Raw genomic sequence first — 18,946 nt, forward strand, 5'->3', positions numbered from 1 at the left:
GAGGAACTGGCAGACTTTATAAGAAAGTATGATGAGAAGTTCAATCATACGCTTGGCTACAGAATGATGACAGATAGAATAAACAGAGATGAAAACAAGAACTATAATGACAAGCAGGTCTACAAGGTGATGAAAATACTTGGCATCAAGTCAATCATAAGACCAAAAAGAAGAAGCTGTACAGTCAGAAAAAGCAACAATACAGCCAAGAATAATCTTAAAAGAGACTTTAATGCATCAAGACCTAATGAGAAATGGGTAACAGATGTCATTGAGTTCAAATATGGAAAGAATAATGAAAATAAGCTATATCTAAGCCTGATACTAGATCTTTATGACAGATATCCAGTAGGATATGCAATTAGTGACCATAATGATAATAACCTTGTCTTCAATACATTCAGATCAGCTGTAGAAGCTAATCCAGGAGCACATCCGTTATTTCATAGTGATGGAGGTTTCCAGTATACGAGTCCAGTCTTTGTGCGTATGCTTAAGGATAATGGCATGGAACAGAGCATGTCCAGAGTTCACTGCTGCATTGATAATGGACCAATGGAAGGATTCTGGGGAATACTTAAATGTGAGATATATCATTATGGCAAGAAATATGAAACAAGAGAGGAATTAGAAGCGGCAATAAAAGAATGGATAGGATATTACAGTCATGAAAGATATCAAAGAAGATTTGGTGTGAAAACACCTTATGAAGTAAGAAGTGAAGCATCATGCAATGAGAATCCAGTTCAGTATCCAATACCTGAGAACAAGGCGATACAGAAATATAAGGCAGCACATTATGTATAAAAATATGCCTGCCACTACGTGGCAGGCATAGGTACATGTTTTTAATTATTTCACCTGTCTGCTTGACAGGGGCGGTTCAAATTGAGGTGCTTATTTTCTTTCTGAATATAATCCGTAATAGTATGAAATGATTTCTGCGAAAAAGTGAAGAGTTGTTCTATTATCGAATTGTTTTAAAACAGTTGTTTGACTTCTAGGTTCAACAGTAGAAGGTAGATAATAAACCATATTGGCATAATTCTTTAATGGAGTGTCATTGTTCATTGTAATGAGTACAGTATAAGCACCTTTTCGTTTTGCTACTTTAAGCAAGTCTAGATAAGTATTTGAACCTGAAACACTAAAGATGATTAGTAAATAATCTTTTGATAGACAGTTTTTAAGATATGTGAACTGAGGTTGATCTGTTACAGCTTCGAAGAATTTATTGTATGAATACAAGGAATATACGAGCTGACTAGCACAGAATGAAGAGTTACCAATACCTAGAGATTTTACATAAGGATATTCATCTAATAGCTGTGCTAACTCTTGTAATTGTCCATCATAGGGAGAGTTACCTATTTGATTAATAGTGAGTGCATAATTATTAGATATTCGTGAAAGAATAGTGTTTTGTGTGTTTTCAACATTATCCACATTTTCATTTTTATAATACTCTTCAACAGAATATTTAAACTCTGAATATCCTCTATACTCCAATTTTTTAGCAAACCTAAGCATTGCAGATTTAGAAGTTTGACATAGTTCACCTGCTTCAATAATGTTATGTTCCATAATGATAGAAGGATCTTTCATTATGAGAGTACATATTCTTTTTTCTGTTGGTGTGAGATTTGTATAATAAATACTGATTTTTTCTTTTAAGTTCATATGATGTGTACCCCTTTAGGTGCATTATACATGATAAATGGCTATTATATATGAAATTTTTATAATGTTTCATATTTCTGTTTGGATATTGTTAATTTATCGCATAAAAAAGCTTATTTGTATTCGAATTGGTAGTGTAGATGAATCTTGATAATTATTAAGGGAAGGTATGAGTTAAAATAATCGTTCTTGTACATGCCACTGTTGTTAGGTAAGATTAATATAGTGTAATATATTTATAAGAGATTATTATACAAGTGAAATAATGGTAGAAGTTGCTTATGAATACTTACAAATGATGATTTGCAAATAGATTGTGTTTATAAAGGTAGTAATGCTTCTAATCTTAGTTCTGATCCTCTATCTCATCTTTTTCTGTGTGGAAACGCTGGTGGATTTAGAAGAGTGATTTCAGGACAGCTACAGTATATTACCCACTTATGTCCTTTTATATACTTCTATGGAAGAATTAGAATGGCTAGACTTTCCCGATGAGGAGACAGGCGTATTCAGATATTATGGCGATAATAGAAAACCTGGAAATGATATGAGAAACACAAAGAAGAAAGGTAACCTTTTATTGGAAGAGGTATTTAAATTACTTAATAGTAATAATCTAGAAGATATGCCACCTTTCTTTGTGTTTAAAAAAACTGGAAATGGAAGAGATATCCAGTTTTTAGGTTTAGCTGCACCTGGAAATAATAATATATCGCCAGGTAGAGACTTAGTTGCATTATGGTGTTCATTGAATGGCCAAAAGTTTCAGAATTATGAAGCTTACTTTACAATACTAGATACTAAGGTGAAAGGTATTTCTAGAGATTGGATTAAATCTTTATCCGAAAATCATTCGGCAAGTATAGATATTGCACCTGATGTATGGAAGAAGTTCATTTCTCAAGGTAGAGATGGGATAGAAGCATTGAAGGTACCTAAGATTATTCATATCCCTAGTAAGTATGACCAATTACAGTGTGATGATGAAGGTAAGAAGTGTGTTGATGTTATTAGGGAACATTATAAGGATAATCCATATGGTTTTGAATCATGTGCAATGGATTTATTGATTAAGATGGATAATCACTTTGTTGATTTCAATCTTACTCGTCCATGGAGAGATGGTGGAAGAGATGTTATTGGATACTATTCCATTAACGGTGGTGGTAAAGTGAATGCCCCACTAAAGATTGAATGTGCACTAAAAGCAAAGTGCTATTCTGAAAATGGTGGTGTAGGTGTAAAACAAATGTCTAGACTTATATCTAGAATTAGATATAGACAGTTTGGAGTTTTAATAACAACAAGTTATATTGATAGTCAAGCTTATCAAGAGGTTGTGGAAGATGGTCATCCTATATTAGTTGTTATTGCGACAGATATTGCAAGAATACTTAGAGTGAATTCTATTACTAGTGAGGATATAGATGAGTATTTAAGCATTATTGATAGTAAAAGAAAAGAATGGGAAGAAAATTAGTAAAGAATCAAAATTAAGGAGATGAAACTATATGGAAACAGCAGATATTGAAAAACAATTAACAATAAAATGTTTAAGTTCATATTTACAACAAAGTAATAAAAGACGTTTGCATAATATTAATGTTTTAAGGGATTTTATAGATTGTGAAACTAAAAAGAAAAATTTGAAATCGGGAGAAAAAGAGGCTGATTTGCTATTTCATGAAACATCCAAGGGTGAAAAAATATCAATTAGATTTCCAGGTAAAGAATCTTTGCCTAGGGGGAAAGATTCAAAAACATACCCACAAGATTATCGCCCTAAAATCATTACTAGAGATGGTGAAGAATTACCTGATTTAACATTTGAAGATATGTGGTCAATAATGGATTGTATTAATGAAAATGCTAAAAAATATATGAAATGCATATCATTAATATTTTTCAGAATGGGTAGAATGATGGATTATGAATGTAAGAATGAAAAAATGAAACTTACATGTGAGGGACAAGAGGAATTAGTTGATTTGAATTTATGGCGCATTCATTTTGATGAAGAGTGTTTTAAGTCACTTGATTCTGGGATTGAAAGTATTATTCTTTTTGATAAATATAAAATTAGTTATGAAGCATTTATCTATTTTTTTGAATTAATTTTGCAAAACGAAGATGGAAAATACTATGATAAAAAAGGTAATCTTTCTTCAGGGAGAACTAATACTAGCGATTCCATGCTTTTATTAGCTTCTTTTTTCGCAGGTTTTACTGGTATATCTTCATTATTACATTTATTTGTAAGGGGTAAAGGTATTGGTAAAATGACAAAAGAACAGATGATGAAATATATGGGAAATAGAATAGAAATTTACAATGCAAGAGACATTATATTACAATACCCTAATTTTGAAGGTGTTCGACATAGAAAAACACTTACAAAAACGATTGAAAAAAATATGCTCACTATGGTTGCAAGAGATGATATCGAAAAAATAGGATATGTTAATAAAATAAACGATAAAAAAACAATGACTTATGAAGTCTTCAAAAAAGCGGGATGGGAAATTGTAGATATAAGTACGATGGATTATGATTCGCTTGTTGAATTCTTAGACTCAAAATATAAAAATACAAATACAAAAGCAGAGTAACCATTAGGCTACTCTGCTTTTATAATCTCTTCTAATCTTGACTCTAGTGTATTAATGATGAATGTAACTAAGGCATTACCCATCATGAAATATCTCTGTCTATCAGTCATTCCTGTATTTGTCCAGTTATCAGGAAAATGCTGTAATCTTTCAGCTTCCACTGGAGTGATAATTCTCTTTTCTCCTGTATCTAGATCTGCAACAACATGACTACTTCTGTTTACTGTACCTTCACTAGTTAACATAGTTCTACTTGGTAAATCAATATTTTCAGGATATGCAATCTTTCCTTCAGAGAAGTTATAAGTAAAACCTTCTGCATTTGTTCTTGTGATTCGCTTAGACCCTTTTAAATATTCGAATTTCTCTTTTTGTTTATCATTCAAGTAGAATTTCTTATCTACGTTATGAAGTAGAGTATCTTTTAAAGGAATCGGTTCTTTGAACTGAGGCTCTGTCTTAAAAGTTACAATTTCTCCATTCACCATGCAACCTGTATTTTCGAAGTTTGCATGGAATTTTTCTGTCATCTCTACAGTATCTTCATAAGAAGTCACATCATAAGTTCTAATAGGAGTATCAATCAAGTTGATTGGGAACTGTCTTGCAAACAATCCTTCCTTTACAATAATATCCTCAATCTTCATATCAGAAAGTACTTCTGCATACTTTGTATCTTTTCTCCATGCAAAAATGAATGTTCTTCTTCTTCTCTGTCTTGCTCCATATTCAGCAGCATTGATAACACGCCATTCTACATCATAACCTTCATCATTGAAAGTTCTAAGCATAATACCAAAGTCTCTGCCACGCTGTTTAGAAGGTGATTTAAGTAATCTATCTACATTTTCTAATAATACAAAAGGTGGCTTTTTCGCATGTAAAATCTTTGCAATTGACCAGAAAAGAACACCTTTCTTACCTTCAATCCCTTTTTCACCGCTAAGAGATCTTGCGACTGAGTAGTCCTGACAAGGAAAACCTCCGACAAGAAGACTATGATTAGGAATATAATCGGTATCCTCGTCTAGGTGAGCTACTTCTTCTTGGATATCTGTATTGGAAGTATGTTCTTTACCAAATCTTGTACAGTAGCAGTTATATGCAGGCTGTGCTTTAGTAGATGGTTCAAACTGATTCGCCCAAACGAATTTCCAATTTCTATTTTCGATTGCTTTGTCATTTTCATCAAATGATTTAATATCATTCAATCCTACTCTAAATCCACCTACACCGGCAAATAGTTCTACAACTGTTAGTTCCATGTATACTTCCTCCGTCTTATGTTATAATATAATTACATTTTTATGTATTAACCTATAGCACATCTATTATACATTAAATAGAATTTTCGATCAATAGGCAAAGTGATCTATATATTATCATTTTTCAAGGAGGATTGTAAGTATGAGTGATGAAAAAAATAAAGTTTATCAAAGCATAGAAGAACTACTGGAAACAGCGCAGTCTTCTCTTGGTGTTCCTTTTAAAGAGTATGATGTGAATAATCGTTTAAAAGGCGGTAATAAGGGAAAGATTGGACAAGTTATTGAAGAGGGATTATTCCATAAGGGTATTGATAGTCGACAAGAAGCAGACTTCCCGGAATTAGGAGTAGAATTAAAAGTCACTCCAATGAATAGAGTAGGGAAAGATAAGAATATGGTTTCTGCAAAAGAGAGACTTGTTGTAACTATGATTAACTACATGAAGGATTATGATATTTCTTTTGAAGATAGTCATGTTTTAGATAAGCTCAATAAAGTCCTTTTGATGTTTTATTTTAATGAGCCTGAAAAGTTGAATTATGATTTATGCATAGATAAGATTTTTCTGTATGAGTTTAAAGACATACCAGAAGAAGATAAGCAGATCATAATTAACGACTATAATATTATTATTGATAAGATTAAAAGTGGACATGCTGAAGATATTTCTGAATCAGATACATATTATTTGAGCGCGTGTACAAAAGGGGCTAGTGCAGCTACTTCTTTTGTTGATCAACCATTTAGCTCTGTTAAAGCTAAAAGAAGAGCGTTCTCATTGAAACCTAAATATATGACAGCTTTATTAAGGTCACAGGTATTTAATGACAATGCTATTACAAAAGAAAGCTTGATGAAAACCTCAGGAATTATTGGCAGAGATAATATATTTGACAGGATGGTAGAGTATTTGTTTTCATCTTATTATGGTAAATCATTATCCGAGATTGATGAGATGATTGAAACACCTGTAAATAGAAAATCTCTTAATTATTTGAGAAGCTATATTGCAAGAATGATGAATGCTTCACCAGAAACTAAGAGTAAAGATATTGACGAATATTATGATGAATTCTATAAGGCAAATATTAAAATTAAAACAATTCGCATTAAGAAGGATGGAACTATAAAGGAGTCAATGAGTTTCCCTGCTTTTAAGTTTAAAGAGATTGTAGAAGAGAATTGGGAAGATTCCGAATTAAGAAATAAGTTCATTGATGAAAAGTATTTGTTCTGTGTATTTGATGAAATAGATGATTCTGAATATGAATATAGATTTAGGGGAACTGTCTTATGGGCAATGCCTGAAAGTGACTTAGATGGAAAAGTGCGTGAAGCTTGGGAAAGAACAGTATATCTAGCAAAACACGGAATAGAATTTACAATAAGTGAAAACAAGAATGGCTTGATTGTGCATAATAATCTTCCGGCTAAAAAGGATAATCTGATTGTTCATGTAAGACCACATGCTAGCAAAGCTATTTATGTGTTTAATGATGGTAAAATAATTGGCTCAGGAAATATACAAACTGATGGTGATGAATTACCTGATGGTACTATTGTGACTAAACAATGTTTCTTCTTGAACAATGATTATGTACTGGGATTAGTGAATAAGTATTTACCTTTAAAAGATTAAGAAGGTGAGACTATGCCTGATGTGTTTACAAAAGAACAACGTTCAAAGGTAATGAGTCATATTCGAGGAAAAGATAATAAACCTGAAACGATGGTGAGGAAGTACTTATGGCATCATGGATTTAGATATCGTAAGAATGATAAGAGTTTGCCAGGTACACCTGATATTGTAATTTCTAAATATAGAACAGCTATTTTTATTAATGGTTGTTTTTGGCATCACCACTATGGTTGTAAGTATGGAAAATATCCACAATCAAGAACTGAATACTGGGTTCAACATATTAATAAGAATGTAGAGAATGATGTGAAGAATTATAATCTTCTCCAACAACTTGATTATAAAGTGATAGTAGTATGGGAATGTGAAATCAAAGAAGACTTTGATCACAGAATGAAACTACTCATAGAAGAAATAACACAGTAAAAGGAACACCTTCTAGTGGGCTGTTCCTTTTCTCGTTGACTCTCTTCTAATTACCTCAACAGGAAGTATATATCTTTGTTTATTATTCTCTATTTCTTCATTATTCATTAAATTCATTAATAACTTACATGCTGTTTTTGCAAGTCCAGGAGTATCCTGTCTCACAGTAGATAGGGAAGGATGTGATGTTTTAGATATAAAAATATCATCAAAGCCTATAATTTTTACTTCTTCAGGTACTTTTATATGATGCTCTAATAAAGCCGTTAATGCACCATAGGCACGCCAGTCATTAGTCGCAAATATTCCGTCAAACTTAATTCCTTTCTCTATTAATTCACTTACTGCTTTTTTAGAGCCTTCATAGTTTGCTGTATCAATATCTAATAGTAATTCTAAATCTGTACTATGTTCTAGATGATAATCTTCTAAAGCTTGATAATACCCACTACGTCTTTGCTTATTCACAGATAAAGATCTATTTCTAGATAATATCACTATATTCTTGCATCCTTGTTTAATTAGTTCCTCTGTTGCAAGATATCCTCCTAAATAATGATTAGATTCTACATAATAAGCATTGCTGTGATCTTTAGGTTTTCTATCAATACATACTATCGGTATACTTCTACTTAAACTGTTAGTGGGAATCTGTTCTATTCCAGAAATACAAATAATACCATCTACTAACTTACTATCTAAAGATTTAAAATACGCTATTTCTTTGTTTTCATCATGTGATGTATTGCATATAAATACAGAATAGTTTTTATCAAAGAAATAATTTTCTATTTCCAAAGCAAGTTGTGAAAACCATTCATTATTAATATGAGGTACAATTAAACCTATTGTTTTTGATTTAGATGTTCTTAAACTTTTGGCTGCAATATTCGTTGTATAACCATATTCTTTTATTATTTTTTCAACACGCTCTTTTGTTGCTTCAGAAAATCTTCCATTATTATTAATTACTCGAGACACTGTTGCAACAGATACATTCGCAAGCTTTGCGATTTCTTTGATGGATATATTTTTTTTAGTCATAATTTTTTGAACCCTTTCATAATTAAATTATATAAATTCGTATATTGAAATTCAATTACATCAGACTTTTTAAAAATAATACATTACATATAAATATGGCATAATATGTGCCATTCATTTATATGGAAACCGTGTTTGATGATGATATGATATATATATGTAAAAGGTAAACGTTTACCCAGAAAGGGGATTATTATGGAAAAACTATTATGCCCATCTATGATGTGTGCTAATTTTGGCCATTTAGAAACAGAAGTAAAAGAGTTAGTGGATGCTGGAATTGATATCTTTCATCTAGATATTATGGATGGAAGTTTTGTGCCTAATTTTGGAATGGGATTACAGGATGTGGAATATATCTGTAAAAAATCTACGAAACCATGTGATGTTCATCTTATGGTTGTTAATCCTGGGGATTATGTAGAAAAGTTTGCTTCATTGGGGGTAAGAATCATCTATATTCATCCTGAAACAGATAAACATGCATGTCGTACATTACAGAAGATTAAAGACGCAGGTGTGCATCCTGGAATTGCAGTAAACCCAGGAACATCTTTTGAAACAGTCAAAGAACTATTACATCTATGTGATTATGTTATGCTAATGTCTGTTAACCCAGGATTTGCTGGTCAGAAATATTTAGATTTTGTAACACCTAAGTTTAAGAAGTTTGTCGATGAGTCAAATAACTATGGTGGTTATGATGTTATGATTGATGGTGCTTGTTCACCAGAAAAGATACATGATTTATCTAAAATTGGTGTTAAAGGATTTATTTTAGGTACAAGTGCGTTATTTAATAAGGGACGTCCTTATAGTGAAATTATACCAGAACTTAGAAAAGTGTAGGAGGATATGTAAATGAAAATTGGTATTGGTAATGACCATGTAGCAGTTAGCTACAAGAATGAAATTAAGTCTTATATTGAAGAAAAGTATGGCTATGAAGTAGTGAATTTCGGTACAGATAGTACTGAAAGATTTAATTATCCAGTAGCTGGTGAAGCAGTCGCAAATGCTGTAGTAAGTGGTGAAGTAGATAAAGGAATTGTTATTTGTGGTACTGGTGTTGGTATCTCTTTAGCTGCAAATAAAGTAAATGGTATTCGTTGTGTAACATGTAGTGAGCCATATTCTGCATTGTTATCAAGACAGCATAATAATACAAATATGCTTGCATTTGGTGCACGTGTCGTTGGTATTGAACTAGCTAAAATGATTGTTGATGCATGGTTAAGTGGTGAATATGAAGGCGGTCGTCATCAGGTGCGTATTGATATGCTAAAAGAAATTGAGGAAAGACAAAAGCACCATTAAGGTGCTTTTTTGAGGTGTGCTTATGATTAAATGGGGAATTATTGGAGCAGGACATATAGCTCAAAGATTCGCAAAAAGTTTGATACATAGTGATCAAGGAAAACTATACGCTATTGCCAGTCATACTGATATAAAATTAGATTTATTTAAAGAAGAATATCCAGAAATTAGCACTTATACAGATTACATGCAAATACTAGAAGATAAAAATGTAGATGTTGTATATATAGCTTTAAGACATAAAGACCACTATAAGTGGGCTAAAGAAGCTTTATTGAATAAGAAGGCAGTTTTATGTGAAAAACCTGCGACGCTTAGTGTAGAAGAAATGATTGATTTAAAGAAGCTTTCTATTGAGAATCAGTCATTTTTTATGGAAGGTATTAAAACAAGATTTATTCCAGTTATTCAGGAATTAAAGAGGCTGTTAGATGAAGAGGTCATTGGGAAAATACTTACTATAGAAAACAGATTCTGTTATGACATTCGCAACACAAAAGAAACACGTTATCTTTATGATCCTGAACAGGGGGGTATTTTGAATGATGTAGGTAGTTATGTGTTAGGCAGTATTATTGATTATATTCATGTACCTCTTAAAGAAATAAATGTAGAAGCACACTATGAACACGGTGTAGATGTCCATGATTATGTAAGACTATATTTTGGAGATTATCAATCAGCATCATTTGAAATAGCTATGAACGAAAAGAAGGAGCCTATAATGTTGATCAATGGTAATCATGGAACGATAAAATGTTGTCCATTTTATCGTCCAGAAAGTATCGAGATTAAGGTTAATAGAGAAGATGCTTACACAATTACAAAACCATATATCTATGATGACTTCTATACTGAAATTGAAGAAGTTCATAAATGCTTAAAAAAAGGACTTATAGAGAGTCCTCGTATGACATTGGATGATTCAATAAAATGTGCATCTATCACAAATGCTATTAGAAAGGAGATGGATAGTAATGAAGTTTAATGAAATAATGCACCTTTCTTTTTATACATCTCACATGGATGAAATGAGAGATTTCTATGAAAACAAGCTTGGTTTAAAAGCAAAAATTATTATGCGATATGAAGCATATCAAGGTAAAAAAGAAAGAGGTTTTTGGGCTCAAAGAGCTGAAACAGACCCTAAAGGAATTGCATATATCTTTATTGAATTAGCTCCAGGACAATATTTAGAGTTATTTCCTAAAGCTGATCATCAATTGGAACATGAAGCACCTGATACACGTTTAGGTTATTCACATTTTGCACTCATGGTAGATGATATTTTTGAAGCGAGAGAAGAATTAGTTAAAGCTGGTGTAGATATTGATATAGAACCTAATAAAGGTCAGTCAGAAACATGGCAGATGTGGATTCATGATCCGGATGGAAATAAGTTTGAGATTATGCAGTATACAGATAAATCATTGCAGTTTAAAGGAAATATTGAAGAAGATAAAGAAAAATATGGAAAGGAGAGATGAAATATGGAATTAGATTATAACGTAGTAAGATTAATATCAGCAGAGCCGAGTAAAATTGCTACTTATAATGGAAGGCAGTTAAAAGAATCTATCTTGAAATCAGAAGGAAGAGTTCTTATGGGTCAAACATATCTTCCTAGTCCTATTTTGATTCCTGATTGCACAAGTACGGAACTTATGTTTGCATTTGGCACAGATATGGTTTTACTAAACGGATATGATTTTGATCATCCTGAAAAATTGCCAGGTATGCAAGGGTTGTCTTTTGAAAGAATAGAAGAGTTAGTAGGCAATAGACCAGTAGGTATTTATATGGGATGTCCTAAAGAGGGCGTAGATATGAATGACCCTAGAGTGTCTAGTGTTGCACCTATGATGTATACAAAAGAACATGCATTAAAGGCAAAAAAAATGGGTGTGCATTTTATTATTCTTGGAGGTAATCCAGGAAGTGGAACTTCTATCAAAGATGTGATTCGTGCGAGTAAAGAATGTCGCGAAGTATGTGGTGATGACATGTTGATTTTTGCAGGTAAGTGGGAAGATGGAATTGTGGAAAAAGTCTTAGGTGATCCGCTTGCTACTTATAATGCGAAAGAAGTGATTGATGAACTAATTGATGCCGGAGTAGATATTATCGATTTTCCTGCACCAGGATCAAGACATGGTATCACAGTAGAAATCATCAGAGAATTAGTTGAATATACACATCGTAAGGGTGCTCTCGCAATGGTATTTTTAGATAGTAATGTAGAAGCAGCTGATGTAGATACAATAAGAGAAGTTACTTTGCTAATGAAACAGACAGGCTGTGATGTACATGCAATTGGTGATGGTGGCTTTGGCGGTGGAACATGGCCAGAAAACATCTATCAGATGTCAGTAACATTAAAAGGTAAAGCTTATACATGGAAAAAAATGGCAACCCCAAAGAGATAGGAGAATAATATGGATAAACTAGTAGTTGCTTATATTGGATTCGGAAATAGTGTTTGTAGATATCATTTGCCATATGTGGAAAGAAGAAAAGAAACAATTCAGGTTAAATACATTTATCGTAGAGATGTAGATAGAGTTGGAGATGAAGAAAGAGAAACATGGTATCCAAGTATTACGTTTACAAGTGATATTGAACAGGTAATGAGTGATCCAGAAGTTAATCTAGTGGTAGTTAATACACCGGATCAGTTTCATGTTGAGTATACTATGCAAGCATTAGAGCATGGAAAAAATGTTTTATGCGAAAAACCATTTGCAATGACAGCAAAACAGGCAGAAGAAGTATTTGCATATGCTAAAGATAAAGGTCTCGTTGTTATGGCAAACCAGAATAGACGTTTTGATGCAGATATGAGAACTGTCAGAAAAGTAATTGAATCAGGCGTATTAGGTGAAATATTAGAAGTTGAATCACATTATGATTACTATCGTCCTAGTATTAAAGATAGAGTTGGAATGGGTATTCTTTATGGTTTGGCTGTACATCCTATTGACCAGATGATTGGGCAATTTGGTGTTCCTAAGAAAGTTGTATATGACTGCAGAAGTTTTGATCATCCAGGTGAAAGTGATGATTATTATGATATTGATCTTTTTTATGACAATATGAAAGCTATAGTTAAAACAAGTTATTATGTAAAATTAGATTATCCTAGATTTATTGTGCATGGTCGTAAAGGAAGTTTCTTAATGCCTCAATTAGGACATCAAAGTGCTTTAAAAGCAAAACCAGGACCAGTAGAAATCAGCTTTGATCCATTACCAGAAGATAAATGGGGAACTCTTTCTTATATTGATGATGAAGGTAATGATGTTACAAAGAAGGTGCCTACCGAAATTCAGGATTATGGATTGATCTATGATAATCTGTATGAGGTTATTTTTAATAATGCTGAAAAGGTAGTCAAAGATCAAGAGGTTGTAGAAGTTCTTCATATTATAGAAGAAGCAACTAAAGCTGCTAAGGAGGTCTAGTATGAGACTTGGTATTGCGGGATCAGGAATGATTGTAAGAGATTTATTTCGCTTTATACATGATGTAGATGGAATAGAGCTTGAAGCTATTGCTTCTACACCTAAATCTATAGATAAAGTTAAAAAGATGGCTGCAGATGAAGGAATTAAGAAATATTATCCAGATTATCAGCATCTTCTTGATGACGATGAGATAGAGGTTATGTATATTGCATCACCAAATCATTTACACTATTCTATGTGTAAAGAAGCTTTAGAACATGGTAAACATGTTATTTGTGAAAAACCTTTTACATCAAGAGTAGAAGAATTAGAAGAACTTAATAATATTGCAAAGAGTAAGAAATTATTGTTGTTAGAAGCTATTTCTACGCAATATCTCCCTAATGTTTTGAAAATTAAAGAACTACTTCCAGAGTTAGGTCAAATTAAGATTTTTAGTGCGAACTATAGTCAATATTCATCAAGATACGATGCTTTTAAACAAGGTAATATTCTTCCTGCCTTTGATAATACAAAATCAGGAGGTGCTCTAATGGATTTGAATATTTATAATATTCATTTAGCTGTTGTTTTATTTGGGAAACCAAAGAAAGTGCATTATGATGCAAATATTGAGAAGAATATTGATACATCGGGTATTATTACTTTGGATTATGGATCATTTAAGGCTGCACTTATTGCTGCAAAAGATTGTAAAGCACCTATTATGACTTCGATTCAAGGCGATAAAGGATCAATTATTATTCATACGCCTGCCAATACATTAATAGGTTTTGATCACTTGCTAAATGACAATACAACAACTCCATATGCATTACAGGATAATAAGCATCGTATGTATTTTGAATTTCTTGAATTTGTTAAAATATTCAATGAAATGAATTTTGATAAAGCAGATGAAATGATGAAAAATAGTCTTATTGCAATGGACATTGCGACAAAAGCTAGAATGTCGGCAGGTGTTCATTTCAAAGCGGATGAAGCCCATGAGTAAAATATTATTTAGTGATTTTGATGGGACTCTCTTTTTTGAGGATGGTTTTCATCAGGAGGATATAGAGGCAATACGAGCTTTTCAGGAAGAAGGTAATAAGTTTGCTTTGTGTACAGGGAGACCTCTAGGTGGGGTACTTGCTTTAATAGAAGGTAAAATTAATCCTGATTATTATGTTCTTTGTACAGGAGGACTTGTTCTTGATAAGGATTATCAAGTTATTTATGGACAAGAGATTCCTTTTGATTTGGTAAAAGAAGTTTGTCAAAAATATGAAAATGAATCAATTGCTGGACCACATTGTTTAGATAAAGATTCTTTATATTTTGCACATATTCCAAATGACGCACCTAGTTATATTAAGCAATTTGATTCAATTGATGAATTTAAAAATCGTAAAATTTATAGTTTTTCATTAATTGAATCTACAAGAGCTAAAGAAATAACTGATGAAATTAATAATGATTACCCTGTATTGCATGCTTTTCAAAATGTAAATGCAATTGATATTGTTAAAAGAGGATGTAGTAAAGGTCAAGGAATTTTAAAATTAGAAGTATTAATCAGTGACGAAACAGCAGGAATAGGTGATAGTTATAATGATTTAGAAATGTTTAAAGTCGTTGATTATTCATTTACATTTAAAACATCACCGCAAGATATCCAACAACAAACAACGTTCGTTGTATCATCAGTGAAAGAAGCAGTAGCAATAGTAAAGGAGGAGTAAAAAATGGGATTTCCAAAAGGTTTTTTATGGGGTGGTTCAATTAGTGCTGCTCAAATTGAAGGTGGATGGAACGAAGGAGGGAAATCACCAGTATTGGTAGATTATTGTACAGCAGGATCTACAAAAGAAAGAAGACAAATTTGGTATTTAGACAAAGAGGGTAAAAGAGTTCACCGTAATTGGGAAGCTGTTGATGAATTAGAAGAAGGATGTAAGTTTGCTTTCTTTGATGATTTACATTATACAAATCATGTGGCAAGTGATTTTTATCATCGTTACAAAGAAGATTTAGCGTTATTTAAAGAAATGGGATATACAACATTTAATACTTCTATTTCTTGGGCTAGAATCTATCCACATGGGATTAAAGGTGGTATCAACCAAGAGGGTGTTGAATTTTATCGAGATGTTTTTAAGATAGCTAAAGAATATGGGATGGATCCGGTTATTACATTATATAAATATGACGAACCCGTTTCACTTTTAGAACAACATGGTGGATGGCGTAATCGTGCAATGATTGATGAATTTGTTGAATTTGCGAGAGTGTGTTTTACAGAATATAAAGATTATGTTAATAAATGGATGACATTTAATGAAATCAATATCATTATGCCAAGAGATGGACAAAAAAGTGAAAAAAATCAAAGAAATTTAATTTATTTACATAATCAATTAGTTGCTGCTGCAAGAGCAACTATTGTTGCACATGAAATTGATTCAAATCTTAAAGTAGGATGCATGATTTGTGGAAATATGTCTTATCCATTAACACCAGATCCATTGGATGCTATTGCTCGTTATGAAAACTTCCAAGATTTCTTCTGTTATAGTGCTGATACACAAATGAGAGGATATTATCCACCATTTGCTAAAAGAATTTGGGAGAGATATGGAATTAAACCAGAAATCACAGAACAGGATAAAGAAGATTTAAAGAATGGTAAATCTGATTTTATTGGTTTTTCATATTATGCCTCAGGTGTTGTAACAACACATAAAGTTGAACAGAATGATCATATTGCAGGGAATGTTTTAGGAACAGTAAAAAATCCTTATTTAAAAGCAAATGCATGGGGATGGCAAATTGATCCGGTTGGGTTTAGACATTTAATGCATTTAATAAATGACCGTTATAATGCACCGATGTTTGATGTGGAAAATGGTATTGGTTTAATTGAAACTGAAGGTGAAGATGGTATATGTCATGATCCAGCACGTATTGAATATCACCGTGAACATATTAAAGAGATGAAAAAAGCTATTGAAGAAGGAGTTAATCTATTTGGTTATACAACTTGGGGATGTATTGACTTAGTTTCAGCAGGAACAGGACAAATGGATAAAAAATATGGATTTATTTATGTAGATATGGATGATCAAGGAAATGGTGATTTACATCGTTCAAGAAAAGATTCATTCTATTGGTATAAAAAAGTAATTGCTTCTAATGGTGAAGATTTAGATTAAACAAGCTCATTGAGCTTGTTTTTATATCAGCTGCTATAAAACTATAAAAGAATGGCACATATTGTGACAAGGTTTTAACTAGAAAAAGATAATAAATCATTATAGTATATAAACAGAAGTCAGGAAAACGTTTACATCATAAGTGCTTTGGATAAAAACAAATTAAAAGATATAGTGAAAAACAAAGGAGGAAGAAAAATGAGTTTTCCAAAAGGATTTTTATGGGGTGGAGATATCAGTGCTAACCAATGTGAAGGTGGTTGGGACGAAGGCGGAAAATCACCAAATATGACAGACTATCATACGGGAGGTAATGTGAATGAACCACGTATGGCAACTTATATCATGCCAGATGGAACTTATGGTAAAACACCTGCAATGATTGAAAAGTGTAATTTACCAGATGGCGCTAAATTAGCAATCAATCCTGATGAATTTTATCCTAATCATAAAGCAACAGATTTTTATCATCATTATAAAGAAGATATTGCTATGTTTGCAGAATTAGGATTTAAAGCATTTAATATGACATTATCATGGGCAAGAATTTTTCCTAAAGGAATTAAAGCAGGAATTAATCCAGAAGGGGTAGAATTCTATCATAATGTATTTAAAGAATGCTTGAAATATGGAATTGAACCATTAGTTCACTTATATAAATATGATATGCCTGCTTTCTATATTGAAGAATTAGGTGGCTGGAAAAATAGAGTATTAATTGGTGAATTTGTTGAATTTGGGAAAGCATCTATTGATGAATTCCAAGAAGTTACTTATTGGTCAACATTCAACGAAATCAATGCTGCTCAATTCTCTGTCTTGGATTCAAACAATCAAGAAGAAGTCCAAAGACAATATCAAGTGTTACATAATCAATTAGTAGCTAGTGCAAAAGTAGTTAAATATTTACATGATAATTATCCAAATAAAAAAATTGGATGTATGCAAGCAGGTATTTTTACACATGCATTAACATGCGATCCAAATGATGAACTTGCTAATCAAAAAGAAATGCATAAGAATTTTTGGTATGCAGGGGATGTCTTTGTTAGAGGATATTATCCAAGTTATGCTGAACATTTATGGAAAGAATTAAATATCACATTAGATATTACTGAAGAAGACACGAAAGCTTTAAAGGATGGTACAGTAGATTTCTTTGAATTCTCTTATTATTTCTCAAACTGTGTAACAACACATTTAGATGGTGAAGAAGCAACAGGAAACTTAAATTTCATGGGAAAGAAAAACCCATATTTAAAACAGTCAGATTGGGGATGGGCTATTGATCCAAAAGGATTAAAATACTTTATGCATGAAATCTATGATAGATATCAAATCCCAATCATGAGCTGTGAAAATGGTTTAGGTGCCTTTGATACATTAGAAGAAGATGGAACAGTTCATGATCAATATCGTATTGATTATATGAGAGAACATGTTAAAGCCATGAGTGAAGGTATTGATGAAGGTGTAGACTTAATGGGATACACTTGGTGGGGATGTATTGATTTAGTATCTGCAGGTACTGGAGAAATTAGAAAACGTTATGGATTTATTTATGTAGATGTTGATGATTTTGGTAATGGAACATATAAACGTTATAAAAAAGATTCTTTTGAATATTGTAAAAAAGTTTACACTTCAAATGGAGAAGATTTAGACTAATGCTAGAAAAGATAAGAACGTTAAATCCAGATTACCAAATTAATGAACTTGATGATTCGTTTAAAGAATATGGACGAATCATCAAGCAAGATATGCAAGAAGCCATCAATTATGCTACAACTTATCAAAATACAAATGCCTATGATACAAGTGTTCAAGCATTAGAAGAAATGCCTTGTATACAAGATTTAATTAATGATATTTATGGTTATTTAGATGTCATGGCAGGTGTAGTTACTGGTAAAAATGAAGTATTAAATGGGTTGGAATATCATCAATGCAGTGAAACAATCATTGCGGTGACAGACTATATTCTTGCTCTTGGAAAAAGACAAGATATGGAAGAAAATGACTATGACATAGATAAGTGCGAACTTTTCTATGTACCAAAAGGAACAGTCGTAGAACTCTATGCAACAACATTACACTATACACCAATAACAGTAAAAGATTCATTTAAAACAATCTGTTTATTATTAAGAGGAACAGGGGATAGTTGTCAAAGAAGAGGAATCCTAAAGAAAAAGAATAAATGGTTCATAGCACATAAAGATAATGTAGAAAAAGTACAAGCAGGAGATTATCCTGGTTTAAAAGGCAAAATGATTCGTATTAAATATTTATAAGGAGGAAAGAA

General features: G+C 32.1%; 19 protein-coding genes. 16 read left to right on the forward strand and 3 right to left on the reverse strand.

The window, feature by feature from the left end; translation table 11 throughout:
- The coding region (locus tag EAI80_RS05400; protein ID WP_129981227.1) for an IS3 family transposase at positions 1-807 on the forward strand (807 nt) is incomplete at its 5' end.
- A 90-nt stretch (positions 808-897) separates the two neighbouring features.
- Here EAI80_RS05400 and EAI80_RS05405 read toward each other — a convergent pair.
- Positions 898-1,680, reverse strand: coding sequence for a MurR/RpiR family transcriptional regulator (locus EAI80_RS05405; RefSeq protein ID WP_129981228.1), 783 nt, complete (start codon positions 1,678-1,680; stop codon positions 898-900).
- A gap of 427 nt (positions 1,681-2,107) precedes the next feature.
- Between EAI80_RS05405 and EAI80_RS05410 the strand changes: the two genes are divergently transcribed.
- Positions 2,108-3,160, forward strand: a complete 1,053-nt coding sequence (locus EAI80_RS05410; protein WP_275055472.1) for a restriction endonuclease — start codon at positions 2,108-2,110, stop codon at positions 3,158-3,160.
- A gap of 31 nt (positions 3,161-3,191) precedes the next feature.
- Positions 3,192-4,289 (forward strand): hypothetical protein, encoded by a 1,098-nt coding sequence (locus EAI80_RS05415; protein WP_129981230.1) that lies wholly within the window; start codon positions 3,192-3,194, stop codon positions 4,287-4,289.
- Between the two features lie 8 nt (positions 4,290-4,297).
- Here EAI80_RS05415 and dcm read toward each other — a convergent pair whose 3' ends face one another.
- Positions 4,298-5,554, reverse strand: a complete 1,257-nt coding sequence (gene dcm / locus EAI80_RS05420) for a DNA (cytosine-5-)-methyltransferase (protein ID WP_129981231.1) — start codon at positions 5,552-5,554, stop codon at positions 4,298-4,300.
- Positions 5,555-5,696: 142 nt separating this feature from the next.
- On the opposite strand from dcm, the gene EAI80_RS05425 reads away from it, so the two are divergent.
- The gene (locus tag EAI80_RS05425) at positions 5,697-7,196 is read left to right on the forward strand and encodes a Sau3AI family type II restriction endonuclease (protein WP_129981232.1); all 1,500 of its coding nucleotides are present in this window, start codon (positions 5,697-5,699) and stop codon (positions 7,194-7,196) included.
- A gap of 12 nt (positions 7,197-7,208) precedes the next feature.
- A complete protein-coding gene (locus EAI80_RS05430; protein ID WP_129981233.1) occupies positions 7,209-7,622 on the forward strand; it encodes a very short patch repair endonuclease in 414 nt (137 codons plus the stop codon).
- Between the two features lie 12 nt (positions 7,623-7,634).
- Here the strand turns inward: EAI80_RS05430 and EAI80_RS05435 are convergent, their stop codons facing one another.
- Entirely contained in the window at positions 7,635-8,666 is a 1,032-nt protein-coding gene (locus EAI80_RS05435; RefSeq protein ID WP_192924006.1) for a LacI family DNA-binding transcriptional regulator, read from the reverse strand.
- Positions 8,667-8,861: 195 nt separating this feature from the next.
- Here EAI80_RS05435 and EAI80_RS05440 point away from each other — a divergent pair, with 195 nt between their 5' ends.
- From EAI80_RS05440 to EAI80_RS05490, 11 genes are all read left to right on the forward strand, one after another.
- Positions 8,862-9,515 (forward strand): ribulose-phosphate 3-epimerase, encoded by a 654-nt coding sequence (locus EAI80_RS05440; protein WP_129981235.1) that lies wholly within the window; start codon positions 8,862-8,864, stop codon positions 9,513-9,515.
- A gap of 12 nt (positions 9,516-9,527) precedes the next feature.
- A complete protein-coding gene (gene rpiB / locus EAI80_RS05445; RefSeq protein WP_129981236.1) occupies positions 9,528-9,983 on the forward strand; it encodes a ribose 5-phosphate isomerase B in 456 nt (151 codons plus the stop codon).
- Positions 9,984-10,005: 22 nt separating this feature from the next.
- Positions 10,006-10,971: a Gfo/Idh/MocA family oxidoreductase gene (locus tag EAI80_RS05450; protein WP_129981237.1), complete on the forward strand. Its 966-nt coding sequence runs from the start codon at positions 10,006-10,008 to the stop codon at positions 10,969-10,971.
- Entirely contained in the window at positions 10,961-11,470 is a 510-nt protein-coding gene (locus tag EAI80_RS05455; protein ID WP_129981238.1) for a VOC family protein, read from the forward strand. The genes EAI80_RS05450 and EAI80_RS05455 overlap by 11 nt, the downstream gene beginning before the upstream one ends.
- Positions 11,471-11,473: 3 nt before the next feature.
- Positions 11,474-12,409, forward strand: a complete 936-nt coding sequence (locus EAI80_RS05460; protein ID WP_129981239.1) for a hypothetical protein — start codon at positions 11,474-11,476, stop codon at positions 12,407-12,409.
- A gap of 9 nt (positions 12,410-12,418) precedes the next feature.
- Complete coding sequence (locus tag EAI80_RS05465; RefSeq protein WP_129981240.1) at positions 12,419-13,444, forward strand: Gfo/Idh/MocA family oxidoreductase; 1,026 nt, start codon at positions 12,419-12,421, stop codon at positions 13,442-13,444.
- A 1-nt stretch (position 13,445) separates the two neighbouring features.
- Positions 13,446-14,441 (forward strand): Gfo/Idh/MocA family oxidoreductase, encoded by a 996-nt coding sequence (locus EAI80_RS05470; protein WP_129981241.1) that lies wholly within the window; start codon positions 13,446-13,448, stop codon positions 14,439-14,441.
- Positions 14,434-15,171, forward strand: a complete 738-nt coding sequence (locus EAI80_RS05475; protein WP_161220287.1) for an HAD-IIB family hydrolase — start codon at positions 14,434-14,436, stop codon at positions 15,169-15,171. Before EAI80_RS05470 ends, EAI80_RS05475 begins: the two co-directional genes overlap by 8 nt.
- 3 nt (positions 15,172-15,174) lie before the next feature.
- Entirely contained in the window at positions 15,175-16,641 is a 1,467-nt protein-coding gene (locus EAI80_RS05480) for a family 1 glycosylhydrolase (protein WP_129981243.1), read from the forward strand.
- A gap of 198 nt (positions 16,642-16,839) precedes the next feature.
- Positions 16,840-18,309 carry a family 1 glycosylhydrolase gene (locus EAI80_RS05485; RefSeq protein ID WP_129981244.1) on the forward strand — a complete coding sequence of 490 codons (1,470 nt, stop codon included), beginning with the start codon at positions 16,840-16,842 and terminating at the stop codon, positions 18,307-18,309.
- The gene (locus EAI80_RS05490) at positions 18,309-18,935 is read left to right on the forward strand and encodes a DUF4867 family protein (protein WP_129981245.1); all 627 of its coding nucleotides are present in this window, start codon (positions 18,309-18,311) and stop codon (positions 18,933-18,935) included. Before EAI80_RS05485 ends, EAI80_RS05490 begins: the two co-directional genes overlap by 1 nt.
- Positions 18,936-18,946: the final 11 nt, after the last annotated feature.

Origin of the sequence: Catenibacterium sp. co_0103 (assembly GCF_004168205.1) — a bacterium.
In the GTDB taxonomy this organism is placed as follows: Bacteria; Bacillota_I; Bacilli_A; order Erysipelotrichales; family Coprobacillaceae; genus Catenibacterium; species Catenibacterium mitsuoka_A.